Origin of the sequence: Streptomyces sp. NPDC001890 (assembly GCF_042891445.1) — a bacterium.
GTDB lineage: Bacteria > Actinomycetota > Actinomycetes > Streptomycetales > Streptomycetaceae > Streptomyces.
The window spans coordinates 310,502-333,082 of sequence record NZ_JBIATE010000004.1 but is presented as its reverse complement, the minus strand read 5'-3'; the positions used below and the strand labels follow the sequence as shown (position 1 = coordinate 333,082).

The 22,581-nt window shown below is 71.3% G+C and carries 21 protein-coding genes; 18 read left to right on the top strand and 3 right to left on the bottom strand.

Features of this window, described 5'->3' with window-relative positions:
- The first annotated feature begins 282 nt into the window (after positions 1 to 282).
- The 11 genes from ACFYY1_RS16025 to ACFYY1_RS15975 all read left to right on the top strand — a co-directional run bounded on the left by ACFYY1_RS16025 (position 283) and on the right by ACFYY1_RS15975 (position 13,608).
- Positions 283 to 1,185 (top strand): SH3 domain-containing protein, encoded by a 903-nt coding sequence (locus tag ACFYY1_RS16025; protein ID WP_388585320.1) that lies wholly within the window; start codon positions 283 to 285, stop codon positions 1,183 to 1,185.
- A 632-nt stretch (positions 1,186 to 1,817) separates the two neighbouring features.
- Positions 1,818 to 2,681 carry an oxaloacetate decarboxylase gene (locus ACFYY1_RS16020; protein WP_388585319.1) on the top strand — a complete coding sequence of 288 codons (864 nt, stop codon included), beginning with the start codon at positions 1,818 to 1,820 and terminating at the stop codon, positions 2,679 to 2,681.
- A gap of 135 nt (positions 2,682 to 2,816) precedes the next feature.
- The gene (locus tag ACFYY1_RS16015) at positions 2,817 to 3,257 is read left to right on the top strand and encodes a hypothetical protein (RefSeq protein WP_388585317.1); all 441 of its coding nucleotides are present in this window, start codon (positions 2,817 to 2,819) and stop codon (positions 3,255 to 3,257) included.
- A gap of 120 nt (positions 3,258 to 3,377) precedes the next feature.
- Positions 3,378 to 3,935, top strand: a complete 558-nt coding sequence (locus tag ACFYY1_RS16010; RefSeq protein WP_388585315.1) for a hypothetical protein — start codon at positions 3,378 to 3,380, stop codon at positions 3,933 to 3,935.
- A 105-nt stretch (positions 3,936 to 4,040) separates the two neighbouring features.
- Positions 4,041 to 4,985, top strand: coding sequence for an LLM class F420-dependent oxidoreductase (locus tag ACFYY1_RS16005; RefSeq protein ID WP_388585312.1), 945 nt, complete (start codon positions 4,041 to 4,043; stop codon positions 4,983 to 4,985).
- Positions 4,986 to 4,995: 10 nt separating this feature from the next.
- Positions 4,996 to 5,793, top strand: coding sequence for an SDR family NAD(P)-dependent oxidoreductase (locus ACFYY1_RS16000; protein WP_388585310.1), 798 nt, complete (start codon positions 4,996 to 4,998; stop codon positions 5,791 to 5,793).
- A 112-nt stretch (positions 5,794 to 5,905) separates the two neighbouring features.
- Positions 5,906 to 7,027 (top strand): LLM class flavin-dependent oxidoreductase, encoded by a 1,122-nt coding sequence (locus ACFYY1_RS15995; protein WP_388585308.1) that lies wholly within the window; start codon positions 5,906 to 5,908, stop codon positions 7,025 to 7,027.
- Positions 7,028 to 7,182: 155 nt separating this feature from the next.
- Positions 7,183 to 8,922, top strand: coding sequence for an amidohydrolase family protein (locus tag ACFYY1_RS15990; protein ID WP_388585305.1), 1,740 nt, complete (start codon positions 7,183 to 7,185; stop codon positions 8,920 to 8,922).
- Positions 8,919 to 10,385 (top strand): aldehyde dehydrogenase family protein, encoded by a 1,467-nt coding sequence (locus ACFYY1_RS15985; RefSeq protein WP_388585302.1) that lies wholly within the window; start codon positions 8,919 to 8,921, stop codon positions 10,383 to 10,385. Before ACFYY1_RS15990 ends, ACFYY1_RS15985 begins: the two co-directional genes overlap by 4 nt.
- A gap of 247 nt (positions 10,386 to 10,632) precedes the next feature.
- Complete coding sequence (locus ACFYY1_RS15980) at positions 10,633 to 12,198, top strand: APC family permease (protein ID WP_388585299.1); 1,566 nt, start codon at positions 10,633 to 10,635, stop codon at positions 12,196 to 12,198.
- A 222-nt stretch (positions 12,199 to 12,420) separates the two neighbouring features.
- Positions 12,421 to 13,608, top strand: a complete 1,188-nt coding sequence (locus ACFYY1_RS15975; protein ID WP_388585298.1) for a macrolide family glycosyltransferase — start codon at positions 12,421 to 12,423, stop codon at positions 13,606 to 13,608.
- A gap of 60 nt (positions 13,609 to 13,668) precedes the next feature.
- Here ACFYY1_RS15975 and ACFYY1_RS15970 read toward each other — a convergent pair whose 3' ends face one another.
- Positions 13,669 to 14,181, bottom strand: a complete 513-nt coding sequence (locus tag ACFYY1_RS15970) for an Lrp/AsnC family transcriptional regulator (RefSeq protein ID WP_388585295.1) — start codon at positions 14,179 to 14,181, stop codon at positions 13,669 to 13,671.
- A 245-nt stretch (positions 14,182 to 14,426) separates the two neighbouring features.
- Between ACFYY1_RS15970 and ACFYY1_RS15965 the strand changes: the two genes are divergently transcribed.
- From ACFYY1_RS15965 to ACFYY1_RS15935, 7 genes are all read left to right on the top strand, one after another.
- Positions 14,427 to 15,323: a polysaccharide deacetylase gene (locus tag ACFYY1_RS15965; RefSeq protein WP_388585525.1), complete on the top strand. Its 897-nt coding sequence runs from the start codon at positions 14,427 to 14,429 to the stop codon at positions 15,321 to 15,323.
- Positions 15,320 to 16,426, top strand: coding sequence for a C45 family autoproteolytic acyltransferase/hydolase (locus ACFYY1_RS15960; RefSeq protein WP_388585292.1), 1,107 nt, complete (start codon positions 15,320 to 15,322; stop codon positions 16,424 to 16,426). Before ACFYY1_RS15965 ends, ACFYY1_RS15960 begins: the two co-directional genes overlap by 4 nt.
- Complete coding sequence (locus ACFYY1_RS15955; protein WP_388585290.1) at positions 16,414 to 16,854, top strand: VOC family protein; 441 nt, start codon at positions 16,414 to 16,416, stop codon at positions 16,852 to 16,854. The genes ACFYY1_RS15960 and ACFYY1_RS15955 overlap by 13 nt, the downstream gene beginning before the upstream one ends.
- A complete protein-coding gene (locus tag ACFYY1_RS15950) occupies positions 16,851 to 17,672 on the top strand; it encodes an SDR family NAD(P)-dependent oxidoreductase (RefSeq protein WP_388585288.1) in 822 nt (273 codons plus the stop codon). The genes ACFYY1_RS15955 and ACFYY1_RS15950 overlap by 4 nt, the downstream gene beginning before the upstream one ends.
- Before the next feature lie 44 nt (positions 17,673 to 17,716).
- Complete coding sequence (locus ACFYY1_RS15945) at positions 17,717 to 18,763, top strand: Rieske 2Fe-2S domain-containing protein (RefSeq protein ID WP_388585285.1); 1,047 nt, start codon at positions 17,717 to 17,719, stop codon at positions 18,761 to 18,763.
- Entirely contained in the window at positions 18,760 to 19,713 is a 954-nt protein-coding gene (locus tag ACFYY1_RS15940) for a PDR/VanB family oxidoreductase (protein ID WP_388585282.1), read from the top strand. The genes ACFYY1_RS15945 and ACFYY1_RS15940 overlap by 4 nt, the downstream gene beginning before the upstream one ends.
- A gap of 85 nt (positions 19,714 to 19,798) precedes the next feature.
- The gene (locus ACFYY1_RS15935) at positions 19,799 to 21,286 is read left to right on the top strand and encodes an APC family permease (RefSeq protein ID WP_388585281.1); all 1,488 of its coding nucleotides are present in this window, start codon (positions 19,799 to 19,801) and stop codon (positions 21,284 to 21,286) included.
- 9 nt (positions 21,287 to 21,295) lie between these two features.
- On the opposite strand, the gene ACFYY1_RS15930 is transcribed toward ACFYY1_RS15935, so the two are convergent.
- Together ACFYY1_RS15930 and ACFYY1_RS15925 are read right to left on the bottom strand one after the other, a co-directional pair.
- Positions 21,296 to 21,958: an endonuclease gene (locus ACFYY1_RS15930; RefSeq protein ID WP_388585278.1), complete on the bottom strand. Its 663-nt coding sequence runs from the start codon at positions 21,956 to 21,958 to the stop codon at positions 21,296 to 21,298.
- A complete protein-coding gene (locus ACFYY1_RS15925; protein ID WP_388585275.1) occupies positions 21,955 to 22,530 on the bottom strand; it encodes a DNA polymerase ligase N-terminal domain-containing protein in 576 nt (191 codons plus the stop codon). The genes ACFYY1_RS15930 and ACFYY1_RS15925 overlap by 4 nt, the downstream gene beginning before the upstream one ends.
- Between the last annotated feature and the right edge of the window lie 51 nt (positions 22,531 to 22,581).

Genomic DNA, 22,581 nt, shown 5'->3' with positions numbered 1-22,581 from the left:
CACATGGACCGCGTCGCGACGCGGAATGTTCGGAGGCGCTCAGGCGGGCCGCCCGAATGATCAGTAGGTCCAATTATGCTGAAAGTGAGGATATGTAGCCGGTTTGGCCTCACCCGCAAGAGGTGCGGTCTGCGTTCAAACGGCACATCGGTGCGTGGCGCATATGCCGATCACTCGCCGCGGCTGTCACATTCACGGCTCCAATCCCTGCAGAAGCGGTTAGGAACCGAGATGTGCAAATCGAGAAGTTGGGACATTCTGTCTCGCTCGACTCTGGGCGCCATGTCGCTGGGCATGACCCTGGCACTGTGTCCCATGAGCGTCGCTCACGGGGCGCCGAACCCCACGGGTACGCAGGCATCCAACCGAGTGCTGGCCGGCCGGGTGCTGGCCGCTGTGTCCGGGACGGTCATCTCCCGCACCTCTCAGAACATCCGCAGCGGTCCCACCACCCGCTCGGCGATCGTGGGCAGTGTGCCGTCAGGCGGCCACGTTTCCATCGCCTGCAAGGTGTCGGGCCGGAACGTCGACGGCAACTCCCTGTGGTACCTGCTGTCCAACGGCAGTGGCTGGATGAGCGCCCGATACATCTCGACACAGACCACCGTGCCGTTCTGCGACGACTACCCGGGGACCGGCGCCACCGGTCCGATGGGCCCCACCGGTCCGATGGGCCCCACTGGTCCGAAGGGTGCGTCTGGCGTTGACGGCGTTGACGGTGCGACGGGTGCGACGGGTCTGCAGGGTCCGACGGGCGCGGCTGGTATCAACGGCCTTGATGGCGCGACCGGTCCGACCGGTCCGACCGGTGCGACGGGTGCCACCGGTGTGGCTGGTGTCGATGGCGCGACGGGTGCGAACGGTGCCGATGGTGTCGATGGCGCGACCGGTCCGACGGGTGCCACCGGGCCGGCTGGGCCTGTCGGTCCGTCCCAGACTGCTACCAGCACAGCCACGCTCATTCCCGCCGGCGGCAGTATCGAGAACATCATCGCCACTTGCCCTGCCGGGACCGTGCTGACCGGGGGAGGCGCCGTGAATCAACTGCAGAACGATGAGATCCACTGGACCGCGAGCTACCCGGACACCCCGACCAACACCTGGCACGTCTCCGCGTACAACAGCGGAGCCGGCCCGCAGACCGTCCAGTCGTACGCGGTCTGCATTCCTGCTTCTTCTGCATGATCTGAACAGCCCCCCGGCCGCTGCTGCAGCAGAGATCTTCTGCTGCAGCAGCTTTATGTTGTCCCCGTCGATCCGACGCCCGAGGCGATTAGAGGCGGCTGGAAAACTATGTGGGGCATCCGCTCGAACAGTTCGACCGGTGGATCCGCCGTCGACGCCCCCGAGGGGTGGAACGTTACTGCTCAAGCGGTCCGGTGAAATGCCGGGCGGCGTCCTCCGCCGTCGCAGCTCCGGTGGTCCCGTGGAACGTCAACACAGCGCATACGCAGGGCATTCGACGCTTTCCCGAGTTGTTGTTTCGGATGATCCGAAAGGACGCTCCCGCCGGATTCCGCGCGCCCGCAACAAGCCCCCGGCGTGCACCCGAGAAGCCTCGCACGCAAGGTAAAAAGCGGCGCGTTTCGGAGTAAAGACACGGTCACGGCTGTATAGATATACGAGTCTTCGCAAGAGGGCAGATCTCTTACGTCCCGTGCGGTCGGAACGCCGCTGCCATTTCGGCGGGCGAGTCCGCGCGTGGTGTTCTCGCACCCGCGGCATCAGTGGCTCCGGGGCCCGGCGTCGACGGAGCCCGCAGTGCCCGGGACGGCATCGCTCAACACCCGTTCATCCATTGGTCAAGGAGAGACGCTGTGAGTTACGGAACTGCGCTGAGGGACGAAGTCCGGTCCCCGGGAACGACTCCGCTCATCGGTATTTACGACATGTACTCGGCCTCCGTCGTGGCCCGCCACTACGACGGATTCTTCGTGTCCGGCTTCGGCTTCGCCGCCTCCCACTACGGGCTGCCCGACATCGGCTTCATCGCCTGGCCGGACATGGTCGCCTTCGTGGAGCGGCTGCGGCTGGCCTTCCCCTCCCACCACCTGCTGGTGGACATCGACGACGGCTACGTCGACCCCGAGGTGGCCTGCCACGTGGTGCAGCGACTGGAGCGGATCGGCGCCTCCGGCGTCATCCTGGAGGACCAGAAGCGCCCGCGCAGGTGCGGCCACGCGGACGGCAAGCAGGTGCTGCCGCTGGAGGAGTACCTGGAGAAGCTCAACCTCGTACTGGAGAGCAGGCGGGACCTGGTGGTCGTGGCCCGCACGGACGCCACGGAGGAGTCCGACATCCTGCGCCGTGCGGAGGCGCTCGCCGAGACGGACGCCGATGTCGTCCTGGTCGACGGGGTGCGCAGCGTCGAGTGGATCAAGCGCATCCGGAAGGTGGTCGGCGACAAGCCGCTGCTCTTCAACCAGATCGCGGGCGGCAAGTCGCCCCGGCTCTCGCTCTCCGAACTGACCGACCTGGAGTGCCAGGTGGCCATCTACAGCACGCCCTGCCTCTTCGCCGCGCACGCCGCCATCGACAGCGCGCTGACGGACCTCAAGCAGTCCGACGGGCGGCTTCCCGAGTTCGTGCCCTCCGAGGGGATCGGGGTGCAGCGCTCGACGGAGCTGCTGGAGAAGAACATCAGCAGGCACCACCCCGTCCGCGAGCCCGCGACCGTCTGATCCGGACGTCGCGCCGGGTGCGGTCGGCCCGGCTGGTCATCGAACCGTCCGAATGCCGGGCCCCGATGGTGCGTCACCGCGCAGCGCGGGGCCCCGGCGCCATGTGCACCACAGGCAAGAAGGAAGAGCAGGAACATGGGATTCACCTCGTCGAAGGCGCGCGCGGTCCTGGTGATCGCCCTCGGGGCGCTCTGCCAGGGCCAGTTGGCCGCCGGAGCGGCCTGGGCCGACGCCCCCGACGGCGGGATGGAGACGCACCACGGTCCGTCCCTGATCACCATCGACAACTCCAACGCCGACTCCTGGCTGGAGGTGGACCGGACGCTCAATGTGCTGGGCCCCCTGAGCAAGGGCACGGCGGGCAGCGACCACGACGGCGGCGGGGGCGCCATCGACCAGAACGTGTCCTCCTCGCAGGGCGTGGGCGTCCAGGCCGCGCCGGACGAGAACGAGGACGAGGGCGACGAGGACGAGAGCGAGGGCGTGGCGCCGGGGAGCGACGCGGCCCCCGAGAGCGCGGCGACCGGCGGGGACGACTACGAGGGCGACGCCGACACCGAGGCCGGCCGGCCGTAGGGCACGGCGTAGGGCACGGCGCCGGGCGCGGCACCGGACCCCGCCACCGCACCGCCCCTGCTCCGACGCCCGCAGCGGCGCCCGCTCCGTCGTGCGAGGCTGGGCCCGGAGGTGGTGGCCATGGGAGGGTCGCGAGGCGAGGGGGCGGTCCCCGGCGGGCGCCTGGTGCTGCACCGGTTCAACGGTGACGAGGAGTACGGCCTCGACACGGCGGTGGTGCGGGTGATCCGCTCGTACGACGGCGGCGGCGGCGGCGACGACGCGGACGCCGGGGTGACGGTCTGGTTCGAGGCCCTGGCGGACCCGGACGCCGCGCGGCGCTGCGAGGACACGGCCGGTGAGAACGCGGCCCCGTCCGCCGAGGTGGGCGTCGCCATGACGGCCGCCGAGGCGGACATCGACCGGCTGGTCGGGCGTACGCTCCTGATGCCCGGGGTGGCCGAGGGCGAGGACTCGGCCATGTCGCTGCTCTACTACTTCGAGCACGAGCCGCTGCGGGACAACCGGATCACGGTGCTCGCGCGCGACGGCGAGCTGCTCCGGCTGCGCTGGACCGGGGAGTGCGACGACGTGAACTTCTACGACGGGAGCAAGGCCCCGACCCGGCTGGAGATCGAGGGCGACTTCCTGTTCCGGGACGTGGACGGCAGGCCCCCGGCCGCGCAGGACCTCTCGTAACCACTCCTTCCCCGCCCCTTGCCTGATGAAGCGTCAGGTATCACGATGGCCCCCGCGCCCGTCAAGTGACGGTGTGTCAGATTTCCTCGGGGAGGAGGCCGTTCGGTGCCGATCTCGACCACCGGGCCGCTGTCGTACGGGATGCAGCTGCCGATCCAGTCGCAGAGCACCATCTACGCCGAGGGGTGGGAGGCGGCGGCCGGTCCGGACGACCTCGCCGAGATCGCCCGGACCGCCGACCGCACCGGCTTCGCCTATCTGGCGAGCTGCGACCACGTCGCGATCCCGCGGCGGCTCGCCGGGGTCATGAGCACCGTCTGGTACGACCCGGTCGCCACCCTCGCCTATCTCGCCGGGATCACCGAGCGGGTCCTGCTGATGAGCCATGTCGCCGTCGTCGGGCTGCGGCACCCGCTGGTCACCGCCAAGCAGTACGCCACCCTCGACCACCTCTGCGGCGGCCGGCTGATCCTCGGCGTCGGCGCCGGGCACGTGGCGGAGGAGTTCGAGGCGCTCGGGGCGGACTTCGACGGGCGGGGCCGGGTGCTCGACGAGACCATCGACGCGCTGAAGGCGGCGCTCGGCCCGGAGGAGTACCCGGAGTTCGCGGGCGAGCGGATCTCCTTCGGCGGCCTCGGGCAGCTGCCGCGTCCGGCCCAGGAGCGGGTGCCGGTCTGGGTGGGCGGCTCCTCGCCGGCGGCAGTGCGCCGGGCGGCCGTGCGGGGCGACGGCTGGCTGCCGCAGGGCGATCCCCGGGAGAAGCTGCCCGCGCAGATCGCCCGGCTGAAGGAGCTGCGGGAGGCGGCCGGGGTGGAGGAGCCGATCGTCGTCGGTGCGATCACCGAGCCGCTGTACGTCGGTGAGCCGGACTGGTCCGTCGGGCGGCGCACCCTCACCGGGAAGCCGGAGGCCCTGGCCGAGTCGCTGCGCGGGTACAGGGCCATGGGCGTCCACCAGATCCAGGTGCGGTTCCGCAGCCGGAGCCGCAGCGAACTGACCGACCAGATGGCGGCGTTCGCCGCCGAGGTCGCACCCCATCTCGACAGGTAGGAGTCAGGCCATGGGCAAGCTGGACGGGCGGGTCGTACTGATCAGCGGGGCGGCGCGCGGGCAGGGCGAGCAGGAGGCGCGGCTCTTCGCCGCGGAGGGCGCACAGGTGGTGATCGCCGATGTGCTCGACGAGCAGGGCGAGGCGCTGGCCGAGGAGCTGCGGGGTGAGCTGGGGAAGGAGGCCGCCAGCTTCGTCCACCTGGACGTGAGCCGGGAGGAGGACTGGCAGAGCGCGGTCGCCGCCGCGAAGGACGCCCACGGGAAGATCGACGGGCTGGTCAACAACGCCGGCATCCTCCGGTTCAACGAGCTGCTGAGCACGCCGCTGGAGGAGTTCCAGCAGGTGGTGCAGGTCAATCAGGTGGGCGCGTTCCTCGGGATCAAGAACGTCGCGCCCGAGATCGAGGCGGCGGGCGGCGGGACCATCGTCAACACCGCCTCGTACACCGGGCTCACGGGCATGGCGTTCGTGGGCGCGTACGCCGCCACCAAGCACGCGGTGCTCGGGCTGACCCGGGTGGCGGCGATGGAGCTGGCCGGGAAGGGGATACGGGTCAACGCCGTCTGCCCCGGGGCCGTGGACACCGCGATGACCAACCCGGCGGCGCTGGATCCCTCCGCCGACCCGGAGGAGTCCAAGGCCGCGGTGGCGGAGCTGTACCGGAAGCTGGTGCCGCTGGGCCGGATCGGGCAGCCGGAGGAGGTGGCGGCGCTGGCGCTCTTCCTGACCTCCCAGGACTCCTCGTACATCACCGGGCAGCCGTTCGTCATCGACGGGGGATGGCTGGCGGGCGTCAGCCTGTTCTGAGCCAGGCTATCTGACGATGCGTCAGGTATTGACGGGTAACGGTGCCGGTGGAACAGTCGGACGCATCAAGATCTGACGGAGTGTCAGAAACGATTGAGGACGGTGAACCCCCTTGGAATTCGGGCTCTTTGTACAGGGGTATGTGCCCGCCGCGCGGGCCAAGGTCGACCCCGGGGCAGAGCACAAGGCGCTGATCGAGGAGACCGAGTACGTCATCCAGGCGGACAAGTCCGGCTTCAAGTACGCCTGGGCCTCCGAGCACCACTTCCTGGAGGAGTACTCGCACATCTCGGCCAACGACGTGTACCTGGGCTACCTCGCGCACGCCACCGACCGCATCCACCTCGGGTCCGGCATCTTCAACCCGCTGGCCCCGGTCAACCACCCGGTGAAGGTGGCCGAGAAGGTCGCCATGCTCGACCACCTCTCCGAGGGACGCTTCGAGTTCGGCTCGGGGCGCGGGGCCGGCAGCCACGAGATCCTCGGGTTCATGCCGGGCATCACCGACATGAACCACACCAAGGAACTCTGGGAAGAGACCATCGCCGAGTTCCCCAAGATGTGGCTCCAGGACGAGTACGTCGGCTTCCAGGGCAAGCACTGGTCGCTGCCGCCGCGCAAGATCCTGCCCAAGCCGTACGGGAAGTCGCACCCGGCGATGTGGTACGCGGCCGGCTCGCCGTCCTCGTACGCGATGGCGGGCAGGAAGGGGCTCGGTGTGCTGGGCTTCAGCGTGCAGAAGGTCTCCGACATGGAGTGGGTCGTCGAGTCCTACAAGAACGCCGTCAAGGAGGCGGAGCCCGTCGGGGACTTCGTCAACGACAACGTCATGGTCACCTCCACGGCCATCTGTGCCGAGACGCACGCCAAGGCCGTCGAGATCGCGGTGGGCGGCGGGCTGAACTACCTCCAGTCGCTGCTCTTCCGCTACCACGACACCTTCCCCCGGCCGGAGGGCATCCCGGAGTGGCCCGAGCTGCTCCCGGAGTACACCGAGGAGATCATCGAGCTGCTCATCGCCGAGGAGCTGATGATCTGCGGCGACCCGGACGAGGTGCTGGCGCAGTGCAAGCGGTGGGAGCAGGCGGGCGCGGACCAGCTGAGCTTCGGGCTGCCGATCGGGCTGAGCCGTGAGGACACGCTGAACTCGATCAAGCTGATCGGCGAGCACGTGATCCCGAAGATCGACACGGACCCGGTGCACCGGACGTCCCGCTTCCGCGACGCGGCGTAAGGGGTACGGGCGGGGGCGGCGCGACCCGCGACCCGCCCGCCACCGCCCCCGACCAGCGGCGTCTTCCCGGACCGCCGCTCCGTGGGGCCGGGGTGCGTACCGCGGCCGTGCGCACCCCGGCCGCACATCCACCCACCACAGAAGGGAACCCCGCCATGCTTGACCACCTCATCCGCGGAGCGACCGTCGTGGACGGCACCGGCGGGCCCTCGTACCCCGCCGACATCGGCATCCGCGACGGCCGCATCGCCGTCGTCGCCGAACCGGGCACGATCACCGAGGAGGCCGTCACCACCGAGGACGCCACCGGCCTCGTCCTCGCGCCCGGGTTCGTCGACCCGCACACCCACTACGACGCCCAGCTCTTCTGGGACCCGTACGCCACCCCGTCCATGAACCACGGCGTCACCACCGTCGCCGGGGGCAACTGCGGGTTCACCCTCGCACCCCTGCACCCCGAGCGCCCCGAGGACGCCGACTACACCCGCCGGATGATGTCGCGGGTGGAGGGCATGGCCCTCAAGGCGCTGGAGGAGGGCGTCGACTGGACCTGGTCCAGCTTCCGCGAGTACCTCGACGCCCTCGAAGGGCGGATCGCCGTCAACGCCGGGTTCATGGTCGGGCACTGTGCCCTGCGCCGGCACGTCATGGGCGCCGACGCGATCGGCGGACAGCCCACCCCCGAGCAGCTCGATGCCATGCTCGCGCTGTTCCACGACGCGATGGACGCCGGGGCCTGGGGGCTGTCCACGACCCAGTCCGCCACCCACTCCGACGGCGACGGGCAGCCCGTCGCCTCCCGGCACGCCCTGCCCGAGGAGCTCCTCGCCCTCTCCCGGGCCGTCGGCGAGCACGAGGGCACCCAGCTCGAAGCGATCGTGGCCGGCTGCCTCGACCAGTTCGCCGACGAGGAGATCGAGCTCCTCGTCGACATGACCGCCACCGCCGGACGCCCGCTGAACTGGAACGTCCTCACCATCGACGCCGCCGTCCCCGAACGCGTACCGCGCCAGCTGGTGCCCAGCGAACGGGCCCGCCGGGCCGGGGGCCGGATCGTCGCGCTGACCATGCCGATCCTCACCCCGATGAACATGTCGCTCGGCACCTTCTGCGCCCTCAACCTCATACCCGGCTGGGGCGAGATCCTCGCCCTCCCCGTCTCCGAGCGCATCGAACGGCTCCGCGACGCGGACACCCGTGCCGAGATGCTCCGCCGCGCCGACAGCAAGGAGGCCGGCGTCTTCCGCCGCCTCGCCGACTTCGGCCGGTACGTCATCGGCGACACCTACAGCGAGGCCAACGAAGGGCTCACCGGCCGCGTCGTGCGCGACATCGCCGCCGAGCGCGGGCTCGACCCCTTCCACTGCCTCGTCGAGATCTGCGCCGCCGACGAGCTGCGCACCGTGCTGTGGCCGATGCCCACCGACAACGACCCCGCCTCCTGGGCGCTGCGCCGCGAGACCTGGGAGCACGAGGACGTCATGCTCGGCGGCTCCGACGCGGGCGCGCACCTGGACCGGATGTGCGGTGCCCCGTACACCACCCGGTTCCTCGGCGACTGCCTGCGCGGGCGCAGGCTCGTCCCCCTGGAGCAGGCCGTGAAGATGCTGACCGACGACCCTGCCCGGCTCTTCGGCCTCCGCGACCGGGGCCGGATCGAGGAGGGCTTCCACGCCGACCTCGTCCTCTTCGACCCGGAACGCATCGACGCCGGTCCCGCCACCCTCGTCCACGACCTGCCCGGCGACAGCCCCCGGCTCGACTCCAGGGCCATCGGCATCGTGTCGGTCCGGGTCAACGGGGTGGAGACGCTGCGCGACGACAAGGTGACCGGCGCGGTCCCCGGCACGGTGCTCCGCTCCGGCCGCGACACCCGGACGGTGAGCACGGTATGAGCGACGACCAGAAGCGCGGCCTGTTCATCGGCGGCCGGTGGACCGAACCCGACCACGGCCACTACGAGGTGATCGACCCGGCCACCGAGAAGGTGGTCGGCCTCGCCCCGGAGGCGAGCCGCGAGCAGGTGTACGCGGCGGCGGCCGCGGCCCGGGAGGCCTTCGGCACCTGGTCGCGCACCCGCCCCGAGGAGCGGGCCGAGATCCTCGACCGTGCGGCCGGCCTGATGCTGCGCGACCTCGACGGCAACGCCGCGCTCGCCCGCGCGGAGAGCGGCGCCACCACGGGGACGGCCCGCGGCATGCAGGTCGCCGTCGGTGCCGCCCGCTTCCGGCGGTACGCCAGGGGCGCGCTGGAGCCGGTCGAGGAGGCGATCACGCCGCAGATCAACGAGGCCGGGCCGATGGGGCGGGCGGGGGTCTTCGGGGCCCTGGCCGTGCGCCAGCCGGTCGGCGTCGTCACCTGCATCACCTCGTACAACAACCCCTGGGCCAACCCGGCGGGCAAGGTGGCGCCCGCGCTGGCCATGGGCAATACGGTCGTCGTGAAGCCCGCCCCGCAGGACCCGCTCTCCGTCTTCCGGATGGCCGAGGCGCTGGCGGAGGCGGGCGTCCCGCCGGGCGTCGTCAACGTCGTCACCGGGTCGGGCCCGGAGGCGGGCGAGGCCGCCGTCGACTCCCCGGACGTCGACATGGTCAGCTTCACCGGCTCCACGGGGGTCGGGCAGCGCATCGCCGAGGTGTGCGGGCGCGGGATGAAGCGGCAGCTGATGGAGCTGGGCGGGAAGGGCGCCGCGCTCGTGCTCGACGACGCGGACCTCGACTCGGCGGTGGCGGGCATCGGCACCACGTTCTCCTTCTACAGCGGTCAGATCTGTACGGCCCCGACCAGGGTCCTGGTCCAGCGCGGTGTGCATGACGCGCTGATCGGGAAGCTCGCCGCCTACGCCGGATATCTGAAGGTGGGTGATCCGGCGGCCAGGGGCACGGTCGTCGGCCCGGTCATCTCGGCCGCCCACCGCGACCGCGTCGAGTCGTACGTCGAGCTGGGCCGGAAGGAGGGGGCGAGGGTCGTCACGGGCGGCGAACGCCCGGCCGGGCTCGACCGCGGCTTCTACGTCGCCCCGACCCTGCTCGCCGACTGCACCAACGAGATGCGCGTCGTCCGCGAGGAGATCTTCGGCCCGGTCGTCGTGGTCGTCCCCTTCGACGACGAGGAGGAGGGCATCGCGCTGGCCAACGACAGCGACTACGGGCTGATCGACTACGTCTGGTCCTCGGACGTGGCCCGCGCCTTCCGGGTGGCCCGGCGGCTGCGGGCCGGCGGGGTCGGTGTGAACACCATCGGGCGGAACATGGAGGCCCCGTTCGGCGGGTTCAAGAAGAGCGGTGTCGGGCGCGATGTCGGCTCGTACGCCCTGCACGCGTACAGCGAACTCCAGTCGATCGTCTGGCCCGGCTGAACCGGTACGCGACCGTGGGTGTCCGCCGAGCGGACACCCACGGGAAATTTTGAATGCCCACAAAACGGACAGTGCTTCGGTTCTCGTACGATGCCGCGGTCGCGTCTCGACCTCGCATCGGAAGGCGGGAATCGCGAACGACCTTCAATTAATCAAGGTCTTTCCGTATTGTTGCCTGGAATTCAAGGCTGAGACGGCGGAGTCTCGCGTTCCGGATGTGGAAATCGCAGCGTTTATCGTCCTTTTCATGACTCAGCTGGACGCGCGGCCACAGGCCGGAGACACGGTGAGGGGCGCCGCCCCGGCCGACGGCGGTGTACGCGGCAAGGGCCTCGGCGGGAACTCCGTCGGCCTGATGGGCAGCGCCGTCATCGGCATCTCCACCGTCGCCCCCGTCTACTGCCTCACCTCCACCCTCGGCTCCACCGCGGGCGAGGTCGGCGTGCAGATGCCCGCCGTCTTCCTGGCCGGCTTCCTGCCGATGCTGCTCGTGGCCTTCGCGTACCGCGAGCTCAACAAGGCCATGCCGGACTGCGGCACCTCGTTCACCTGGACGGTCAAGGCGTTCGGCCCGCGCGTCGGCTGGATGTGCGGCTGGGGCCTGGTCATCGCGACGATCATCGTGCTGTCGAACCTGGCGGGCGTCGCCACCTCGTACTTCTGGCTGCTGGCGGGCGAGATCACCGGCAACAGCTCCATCGCCGCCCTGGACGACAACAAGCCCGTCCACATCGTCACCTGTCTCGCCCTGATCGCGGTCGCCACGGCGATCAGCTACCGGGGGATGACGGCCACCAAGGGCATCCAGTACGCGCTGGTGGGGCTCCAGCTCGTCGTGCTCGCGGTGTTCGTGGCGATGGCCGTGCAGAAGGCGAACAGTGGAGAGTTCGCCTCCTCGCTCGACTTCTCCTGGTCCTGGCTGAACCCGTTCGCCGTGCAGTCGTTCGCCGCGTTCACGGCCGGCCTGTCGCTGTCGATCTTCATGTTCTGGGGCTGGGACGCCTGTCTGACCGCCAACGAGGAGACCACCGGCAGCGAGAAGACCCCCGGACGGGCCGCGCTGATCGCGATGGTCGTGCTCGTCGGCTCCTACCTGGCGACCGGCGTCGCCGCCCAGATGGCCGTCGGCTCCGGCACCTCCGGTCTCGGCCTGGCCAACCCCGGCACCTCCGACAACGTCTTCGCCGCGCTGGCCGGTCCGGTCATGGGCCCCGGCCTCGGCATCCTGCTCTTCGTCGCCGTGCTCGCCTCGGCCGCCGCGAGCCTGCAGACCACCTTCATCCCGGTGGCACGCACGGTGCTCGCGATGTCCACGTACGAGGCCCTGCCCGCCTCGTACGCCCGGGTCCACCCGCGCTTCCGGACCCCGGGGAAGGCCACGATCACGGCGGGCGTCGCGACCGGTGTCTTCTACACGGTCATGACCCTGGTCAGCGAGCACGTCCTGGTCGACACGATCTACGCGCTCGGCCTCATGATCTGCTTCTACTACGCGCTGACGGCGTTCGCCTGCGTCTGGTTCTTCCGCGCCGACCTGACCCGCTCCTTCCGTGACCTGGTCTTCAAGGGCCTGTTCCCGGGCGTCGGCGGCATCCTGCTGACCGCGGTCTTCGGCAAGACCCTCTACGACATGTGGGACCCGGCCTACGGCTCCGGCTCGTCGGTCCTCGGGGTCGGCTCGGTGTTCGTCATCGGCGTCGGGCTGCTGCTGCTCGGCGTGGTGCTGATGCTGGTGATGCAGCGCCGCAGCCCGGCGTTCTTCCGCGGCGAGGTGCTGACCAAGGAGACCCCGGCGCTGGTCGTGGAGGACTGAGCGGACCGGTGGGGAGTCCCGAAAACCCCGTGCGCGCGCGTGCGGGGGCGGGGTAGGGTCCCCGGCATGTACTTCATGTATCAGATCTACGGCTGACACAGGGACGGGGCACGTACCCCGTCCCGCCGCATCCGAGTGCGCCCACGGTGTTTCGTTCCCGTGGCCGGCGCACCGGTTCGCTGTGTCCCCATTCACCGCAGACCTGAGAAGAAGTGATCCTCCATGTCACGTCGCACGTCACGCCACCGTTCGCATGTCGCGATGGTCGGCATCCCCGCCGTCAGCCACGTCCTGCCCAGCCTTGAGGTGATCCGGGAGCTGGTGGCCCGGGGCCACCGGGTGACCTACGCCAACGACCCGGCGGTGGCCGGCCTGATCGAGGCCACCGGCGCCGAGTTCGTCCCCTACTCCTCCGTGCTGCCGGTCGCCGAGAACGACTGGCCCGAGGACCCCATCGGCGCGATGGGCGTCTTCCTCGACGACGCGGTCCAGACGCTCCCGCAGCTGCGCGCCGTCTACGACCGCGACCCCGCGGACCTGTATCTCTACGACATCGGCGCCTACCCCGCGCGCGTCCTCGGCGAGACGCAGGACCGCCCCCTCCTGCAGCTGTCCCCGACCTATGTGGGCTGGGAGGGGTACGACCAGGAGGTCGCCGCGGCCCTGTGGCAGCTGCCGGGCGCCGACGCCTACCTGGCGAGGTTCGCCCGCTGGCTGGCCGACTGCGGGGCGACCACCGGCGATGTGGAGACCTTCTGCGGACCGCCCGCGCGGTCCCTGGCGCTGATCCCGAAGGCGATGCAGCCGCATGCCGACCGGGTCGACACCGGCACGGTCACCTTCGTCGGGCCCTGCTTCGGCACCCGGGCGGACACGGGGGAGTGGAAGCGTCCCGCCGATGCCGAGAACGTGCTGCTGGTCTCGCTGGGGTCGGCGTTCACGAAGCGGCCGGAGTTCTACCGCCAGTGCCTGGCCGCCTACGGCGACCTGCCCGGCTGGCACGTCGTGCTCCAGATCGGCAAGTACACGGACCCCGCTGAGCTCGGCGCCATCCCGGCCAATGTGGAAGTGCACTCCTGGGTGCCCCAGCTGGCGATCCTGGAACAGGCCGACGCCTTCGTCACCCATGCGGGCATGGGCGGCAGCAGCGAAGGGCTGTTCACCGGCACACCGATGATCGCCGTTCCCCAGGCCACCGATCAGTTCACGAACGCCGACCGGCTCGTCGAGCTGGGCGTGGCCCGCCGCATCGACACCGACGAGGCCACCGCAGATGCCCTGCGGACCGCCCTGACCGAACTGGTCGCCGATCCGGAGGTCGCCCGCCGCTCGGCGGCGCTCCGCGCCGAGGCGCGGGCGGAGGGCGGCACTTCGCGGGCCGCCGACCTCGTCGAGGACATGCTGGGCTGACCCGCTGTTCCTCCGTGCGCTCCCGCCGGACCGGCCAGGCCCGGCGGGAGCGCACGGCTGTCACTCCGTCGTCGTGGCTGCCGCGGCTGCCGTGCCGGTCGCCGCGCTCGTCGGTGTCGGCAGTGGGATCCGGCCGTTGAACCACAGCTTGTGGACGGCGACTTCGGGGACGGCCTCGGTCTCCTCCACGCCCTCCAGCGGCCGGACCTTCTGCTGGAGGAAGGTCCACAGCTCGTTGTCGTCGGCGACCAGGACCTGGGCGAAGACATCCGCCTTGCCCAGCAGCGTCGAGACGTAGCTGACCTCGGGGTGCCGGCACAACGCGGCCACCACCGACTCGTGGTGGGCCGGAGCGACCTTGAGGAACAGCAGGGCCAGGCGGCCCGCGCGCAGGACGCCCGGGTCGGCGAAGGCGGCGATCTTGAGCACGCCGGTCTCCTCCAGGCGGCGGTAGCGGGCCCGCACGGTGCCTTCGGAGACGTTCAGTGAGCGGGCGATCTCGCGGAAGGCGCGGCGTCCGTCCTCTTCCAGGGCCGCGATGATCGCGTGATCGAGGTCGTCCAGGTCGGTCATGGTGCCGATCCTAGGCATTTCCCGCGCATCGGCCCGCCGCGCATTGCGCAGGGGCCGGGCATCACGGGCACGCAATGCGTGACACCACGGTGAACTTCTTCTGCATTTCGTGCACGTCAACCTCTTGTCGGGGTGTATTGCGCACCGTACATTGGCTCGCACGCAGCAACGCGTAGTCATTCTTCTTCAGCGCTACGCGATGCGTAGATATCCGTTGTGGTCGCGTACGAAAGCGAGTCGTGACGATGCACCCGGCAGAACAGGGCCGTCGGCCCACCGAAACCCCCGAATCCCCCGGCTTCGCCTGGCCCGGCGGCGCCGACGCGGCCGTCTCCCTCACCTTCGATGTCGACGCCGAGGCCGGCTGGCTCGGCGAGGGCCCCTCGTACGCGCGCCGGCTGACCACCCTCTCCGAGGGGCGCTACGGCGTGGTCCGGGGCATGCCCCGGATCCTGCGGCTGCTGGCCGCGCACAACATCCGCTCCACCTTCTTCGTGCCCGGCCACACCGCCGAGCTCTACCCGGACACCGTCCGCGCGATCCTGGACGGCGGCCACGAGGTGGCGCACCACGGGCATCTGCATCTGCGCAGCGACAAGGTGAGCGCCGACGAGCAGCGGGCGGAGATCGAACGCGGCCTGGAGGCACTGGACCGGGCCGGCGCACCCGTGCCGGCCGGCTACCGGTCCACCTCCTGGGAGCTGACCCCGGAGACCTTCGAGCTGCTGGTCGAGCACGGCTTCGGCTACGACTCCTCCTGCATGGGCGACGACCGCCCGTACTGGGAGACCTGGGAGGGGCGCTCGCTCCTCGAACTGCCCGTCCACTGGTCGCTGGACGACTGGCCGCGCTACGGCTGGAACATCGACACCGGGGGCAACACCGCCGCCCCCGGCGAGCTGTACACCTCCTGGCTCGCCGAGTACACCTCGGCCCGCGCCGAGCGCCGCCATGTCACGTACACCATGCATCCCGAGGTGATCGGCCGCCCGCAGCGCTTCGCCGAACTGGTGCGGCTGGTCGAGGAGATCGAGCGGCAGGGCGGCGCCTGGCACACCACGCTCGCCGATGTCGCGGCCCACGTCCGCCCGCTGCTCCCGGCTCCACGGCTCCAGGCCCCGCAGCTCCCGGGTGCCCGGTGAGCGCCGTGCCGGTGCCGTCCGCGCACCTCCGCTTCACCTCCTCCGTCGCCAAACCCGGGGAGCGGGGGCGGGAGTTCGGGGAGACCTGGCGCGAGCGGGTGCGGGCCACCGCCGAGGCGTACGGCGAGCTGTTCGGCCGGGCCAAAGTGCCCGACGCGGACGCGCTCGGTGCGCGGGCGCTGGCCCGGGTGGACGCCTGGGCGCCGGACCTCGCCGACGAGATCCGGGGCATCGCGCAGGGCGCGGGGCTGCCGGTCGACCGCGTCGCCGCGCTCAACGCCCGTACGGAGATCCTCGCTTCGGGCCGGACGCCGGGTCCCGGCGAGTGCACCACGCTCGTGGCGCTCGGCGGCCCCGGGGCGGAGCCGGTCGCCGCGCAGAACTGGGACTGGTACGAGTCGCTGGCCGACGGCTGGCTGGAGTGGGAGATCCCGCACCCCGACGGGCGCGTCACCCGCACCCTCACCGAGTTCGGTGTCGTCGGCAAGATCGGCATCAACGACCGTGGCGTGGGCTGCCTGTTCAACATCCTGCACCACCGGCGCGACGGCTCCGGGACGGGCGTGCCCGTCCACGTGGTGGCCCGTCGGCTCCTCGACGGGGCGGACACCGTCACCGAAGCCCTGAAGATCGCCGGGAGCGCCGGAACCACCGCGTCGACCACGCTCACCGTCGTCGGCGGGCTCGACGCGGGCCGGACCGCGGTCTCGGCCGAACTGTGGCCCGGCGGCATCGGGCACGTACTGCCGGACCCGGACGGGCTGCTGCTGCACACCAACCACTTCCTGACCCGCCCCGCCGCCGACGGCGACACCGAACCGGTCACCGACCCCGACACGATCGTGCGGTACGAGGTGCTGCGCCGGACGCTGCACGGCCGGGGCGCGGACCTGACCCCGGACGAGGCGTTCGCCGCGCTGGCCGACCACACCGGCGGGGTGTGCGTGCACCCCGCCACCGACGGGCCCCACGAGTTCCGGACCCTGGCGACCGTCTTCCTCGACCCCGCCGCCCGCGCCCTGCGGGTGTTCCCCGGCCCGCCCTGCACCCACCCCGAGCCCCGATTCCCGAACCACCAAGGAGCGATCCCGTGCCGCGACTGAAGCGCATCGACAACATGGACATCCTCAGCCACGACGTGCCGCGTCTCGCGGACTTCTACCACGGCGTACTGGGCCTGCCCTTCCACCTTCCCTACGAGCCGGAGGAGGGCTGGGCCGCCATCGACCTGGGCAACGTCACGCTCTACCTCTTCACCTCCGAGGTCGGTGAGCACGCCCCGCGCCGCACCGAGGTCAACGCCGAGAACGCACCCGGCCTGGACTCCTTCGCCTTCGAGGTCGACGACCTCGACGCGGCCGTCGCCGAGCTGGACGGCAAGGTCGAGTGGGTCACCGAGGAGCAGATCGTCTGGAAGCACCCCAGCGGCGTCTGGTACCGCTACCGGCCGTTCTACGACCCCGACGGCAACATGCTGTACGTCACCGAGCCGCACCCGGAGCCCGCCGCGCACCCGGAGACCGCCGCATGAGCGCCGCGACCACGACCGCCGCCGCCACCGCCGCCGCCGCAGTGCAGGGCGAGGTCCGCGCCCCCGGTACCGTGCACGACCTGACCGGCCGGGCCGCGCTGATCACCGGCGCCGCCCGCGGCATGGGCCGCGCCCACGCGCTGACCCTGGCCGGCCGGGGCGCCAGGGTCGCCCTCGCCGACCTCGACGCGGCCGAGCTGGCCGAGACCGCCGCCGCCGTCGAGGAGGCGGGCGGCGAGGCGCACACCTTCACCACCGACATCACCTCCCGCGAGGGGGCCGAGGCGCTCGTCGAATCGGCCGCCGCGGCGCTCGGCGGTCTCGACATCCTGGTCCACAACGCGGGCCTGATGTTCTCCATGACCGGGCTCGCCGACACCGACGACGCCGACTTCGACCGGCTGCTCGCCGTCAACGTACGGGCACCGCTGTATCTGACCCGGGCCGCCCTGCCCCATCTGCGGCGCAGCGCGGCCGCCCGGGTGGTGTTCGTCTCCTCGCAGTGGGGCCAGGTCCCCGACGGGCACAGCTACGGCTACATGGTGTCCAAGGCCGGGCAGTTGGGCCTGATGAAGACCCTGGCCAAGGAGTTCGCGGCCGAGCGGATCACCGTCAACGCGGTGACGCCCGGGGCCGTCGCCACCCGGATGGTGCCGGCGGAGAACTACGAGGCCGAGGTCGCCGCCGTGCCCGTCGGCCGGCTCGCCCAGCCGTACGAGATCGCCGAGGCGGTCGCGTTCCTGGCCGCCGACACCGGCGCGTTCGTCACCGGCCAGACCATCCCCGTCAACGGCGGCGCACTTCTCGTCGGCATCTGACGAGACCTCATCAACCCTTCCCTCGCGAATCAGGACGTTGCCTCATGTCCACTTCTCCCTCCCTCACCACCGCCACCCCCATGACCAGGCGGGAACAGGCCGAACGGGCCATGCGCCACAGCTGGTTCCCGGTGGCCCGGTCCGTCGACCTGGAGACCCCGGAACCGGCCGTGCTCCTCGGCGAGCAGCTCGTCGTGTTCCGGGACGCCGACGGCGTCGCCCGGGTGACCGCCCGCCGGTGTCCGCACCGCGGCGCGGATCTGTCGCAGGGCAAGGTCACCGGCGGCTCGATCGGCTGCCCGTACCACGGCTGGCGCTTCGACGGGGCCGGCGGCGGCTGCACGTATGTGCCCTCGCTGCCCGACCAGTCGAAGATCCCGCCGAAGGCGGCGATCCGCAGCTACCCGGCCGTGGAGCGGTTCGGGCACGTGTGGACGGTGCTGGAGGAGCCGGTCACCGAGCTGTACGACCCCGAGGAGTGGCACGGCCACGACCTGGTCTGGCTGGCCGCGGACCCGCTGCACTCGCCGACCGGGGTCGCCGCCGCGATCGAGAACTTCCGTGACGTCGCCCACTTCCCGTTCGTCCACCAGGTGTCGATGGGCCCGACCCCGGAGGTCGTGGAGCCGCTCCAGGTGCGGCGCGACGGCATCGACGTCCACATGGAGCGTCCGCTGGACGCGGGGGAGGGCGACTGGGCGAACCAGGGCGACTGCATGATGTCGTACCACTGCACGGCCCCCGGCTTCGCCAGCATCAGCTACCACTACGAACAGGCCGGGCTCCGGGTCGTGGCGGGCTTTCCGTCGCCGGTCGGCTACGAACAGGTCAAGATCTTCTGGGCGGTCGCCAACGACCGGGGCTTCAAGGGCGATTCCCTGGAGGAGTGCCTGCGGGTCGAGGAGATGGTCTACCTGGAGGACATGCCCGTCGTGGAGAACCTCTCCCCGCGCGAGGTCCCGTGGGACGCTCAGGTGCCGGAGTTCTCCGTGCCCGCCGACCTCTTCACCCTCAACTACCGTCGTGCGTTCGTCGAGTTGATGAACCGCACGGCGAAGGCGGTCGACTCGGCGGGCGGCACGGCGTCATGACCGAGGTGTGCGAGGTGACGGCGCCGGCCGGTACCCGGGTGCTGGAGGTACGGGAGGCCGGGGCCGCCGCGGACGGGGTGCTGTCCCTGACGCTCGCCGATCCCTCCGGTGCCCCGCTCCCGCCGTGGACGCCCGGCGCCCATGTGGATCTGCATGTGGCGCCGGGGCTCGTCCGGCAGTACTCCCTGTGCTCGGACCCCGAGGACACCGGGCACTACCGGATCGCCGTACTGCGGGTGCCGGACGGGCGCGGCGGATCGGCGGCCGTGCACGAGACGCTGCGGGCGGGCAGCAGGGTCGCGGTCTCGGCGCCCCGCAACCACTTCGAGCTGGTCGACGCCCCCGAGTACGTGCTGGTGGCGGGCGGCATCGGGATCACCCCGCTGCTGGCGATGGCCCACCGGCTGACCGCCGAGGGCAAGCCCTGGCGGATGCTGTACGGCGGCCGTTCCCGGACCACGATGGCGTTCCTCGGCGAACTCCCGCCGGACCGGGTCACCGTCGTCCCGCAGGACGAGGCCGGCCACCCGGACCTGGCGGGGTACCTGGCCGCGACGCCCGGCGCCACGGTGTACGCGTGCGGCCCCGGCGGCCTGCTCGACGCCGTGCGCGAGCTGCACCCGGGCCAGGTCCACACCGAACGCTTCACCGCACCGGACCCGGCCGGAAACCCCGACGGCGACCACGCCTTCGACGTGCGCCTGGCCCGCAGCGGCCTCGATGTGCACGTGCCCGCGGGCACGAGTGTGCTGGACGCGGTCCGGGCGGCAGGGGCGGAGGCGCCGTCGTCCTGCGAGGCGGGGATCTGCGGCACGTGCGAGACCGCGGTGCTCGACGGGGTCCCCGACCACCGCGACGAACTGCTCACGCCTCAGGAGCAGGAAGCCGGCGCCACCATGCTGATCTGCGTATCCCGCTGCCGCGGGGCACGGCTCGTCCTGGATCTCTGAGCCGCTGCCGGCCTTCCCGGGCCGGCCCGCCCCGCCCCCCTTTCTCCCACCGCGCCCCATCAGGGGCTCTTCCAAGGGGTCACCCATGTCCAACCCCCTCACGACCGCGGAGACCGGCCCGGAGCAGCCCGTCCTCGCCAAACGCATGCGCTGGTACGACGGCTTCGCCATGTCGCTGACGATGCCCGCGGCCCTCGTCGCCTCGCTCGGCGCGTCGATCGGCGGCCTCGGGGCCTGGGGCGCCATCGCACTGTGGGCGGCCTCCATGGTGCTGGCCACGGCCACCAACTGGATCTACACCGAACTCGCCGCGATGTTCCCCGAGTCGTCCGGCGGGATAGCCCACTACGCCACCGAGGGCTGGAAGTCCCGGGCCCCCGTCGTGGGCCCACTGGCCAGCGTCGGCTACTGGTTCCCGTGGACGACGTCGCTCGCCATCTACGCGGGCATCATCGGCTCCTTCGTCCAGGCCCAGTGGTTCCCCGGCCAGGACTGGACCGTCGAACTGGGCCCCGCGCAGCTGAGCTTCCCCATCGTCGTGGGCCTGGCCGTCATCGTGCTGCTGTTCTGCGCCGCCATGATCGGGCTGCATGTCGCGATGTGGGTGATCTATCTGACCGGCGGCATGCTGCTGGTGCCGCTGGCGGTCTTCCTCGTGCTGCCGTTCCTCAGCGGTGAGTGGTCCACGGCCGGTCTGCACTGGGACCTGCACGGGCTGAGCGGGGTCCGCGAGGCGCTGGTCTGGCTGTACGTCATGGCGTGGACGTCGTTCGGTGTGGAGGTCTGCGCCACCTTCGCCCCCGAGTACAAGGACACCGTCCGCGACACCTCCCGGGCCCTGCGTGCCGGGGTGCTCTTCTCCCTCGGGGTGTTCGTCCTGCTGCCGCTCGCGCTCTCCGGCTACCTGGGGGAGCGGAAGATCGGCGAGGAGCCGACGACCTTCTACGTCGGCGCGTTCCAGGAACTCGTGGGCGGGGCGGGCGGGTTGATGACGGTCTTCCTCATCGCCTCACTGCTGCTCATCATGATCACGGGGCTGGCCGACGGCTCACGGGTGCTGTTCAACATGGGCAAGGAGGGCACCACGATCCGGCAGATGGGGGTCCTGAACCGGCGCGGCGTACCGGCCCGCGCCCTGGTGGTCGCCCTGGTCATCAACGTGCTGGTGCTGGTCTGTCTGAAGACTCCGCTGGCCATTCTCGTCACCGGGAACCTGGGCTACATCCTCACGCACATCCTGGCCATCTCCGGCTTCGCCCTGCTGCGCAAGGACCGCCCGGACCTGCCCAGGCCGATCCGCCTGCCCGGCTTCTTCGTCCCGCTGGCCTGGCTGCTGGCCGGATTCATGACGCTCGTGCTGGTCGTCGGCGCCACCGGGTTCTCGGTCACCGGCTACGGCGGCTACAAGGAACTCGGCGTCGCGCTGGCGGTGCTGACGGCGGGCGTGCTGCTGTGGGCGTACCGGACCAGGGTGCAGGACCGGCGCCCGGAGGAGACGCGCCCGGAGGAGCCGCGCCCGGAGGAGACGGAGGCCGCAGGAGGCGGCGCCGCGAGGAGTCGGCTCCCGGAGTGAGGGCCGCTCTCAGGCGGGAGACCTGACGTCGTCCACGATGTGCTTGTCGAGCGCGGCGCGCACCAGGGCCGCCGCGAGCACCGCGACCCGGTGTCCGTCCGCCGGCCCGGCCGGTTCCGCCGCCAGCTTCACCAGCTTCGCCGGGGAGGCGGGCAGCCCCAGCCGTTCGGCGCCCTGGAGGGCCTTCCCGTCCACGAACGGGGCCACCTCCGGCCACACCGCCTGCACCTCGCGGACGAAGATGTCCGCACCGGCCGGGCCGATCCCCGGGGTGCGTCGCAGCCCGGCCCGCAGGGCGTCCAGGTCGCCGTCGGCCTCCTCGCGCAGGCGCCGCAGATCGCCGCCGTAGTCGGCGAGCAGGAGCTGCGCCCCCTTGCCGAGCTGGGTCGCGGTGCGCTCGTCGTAACGCCGGTAGCCGCCCTCGCCCAGCGCGTCCACCCGCTGCTGCCAGGTCGCCCCGGCCATCCGGCGCGGTGAGCGCATGCCGTGGGCGAACAGCGCACGCGCCGCCGACACCGCCACGGAGGCGCGGATGCGGGCGCTCAGCAGATCGCTGAGGACGAGGAGCTGGTACAGCGGCTGCGGGGTGTTCCGCAGCCGGATCCCGGCTTCGGCCGCGTACGTGGTTCCGCAGCGGGCGAGCAGGGCGTCCACGGTGCCGCGGGCGGTCACGGGGGCCCGCCGCCCTCCTCGGCCGCGACCTGGGCCAGGGTGCGGCCGGTGCGGGCCGAGCGTGCCTGGTACGGGTCCGGCAGGTCGGCGCTCTCCTGGGTGGCCCGTCCGTCCTTGGCCTTGATCAGCAGCCACACCTCTTCGCCCGGCCCGTCGCCGCCCTTGAAGCGGGTGAGGGCGAACTCGCCGTGCAGCTTGGTCCCGTCGAGCCAGAACGTCGCGTGCCCGTCCTCCAGGGACTGCTCGAACGGCACGGGCGCACCCCACCGGTCGTGGCTGAGCGGCCGGTAGGTGCCCTGGTCCCAGACGATCACCGTGTCGGTGTCGTCGCCGTACTCGCCCTTCGAGATGACGCCCTCGAAGGTGCGGTACTCCAGCGGATGGTCCTCGGTGGGGACGGCCAGCCGTCGCACCCGGGGGTTCTCCGACGGGCCGCGCGGCACCGCCCACGACTTCAGTACGCCGCCGACTTCCAGCCGGAAGTCGAAGTGCATGCGCCGCGCCTGATGGATCTGCACGACGAAGCAGGGCGCCGGCCCCGTTCGTTCGCCGTTGTCGCCGGTCCTGTCCATCCGGACACCTCCTCCGGCAGCCCCGCCCGGTGCTCCCCCTTCCACTGTGAC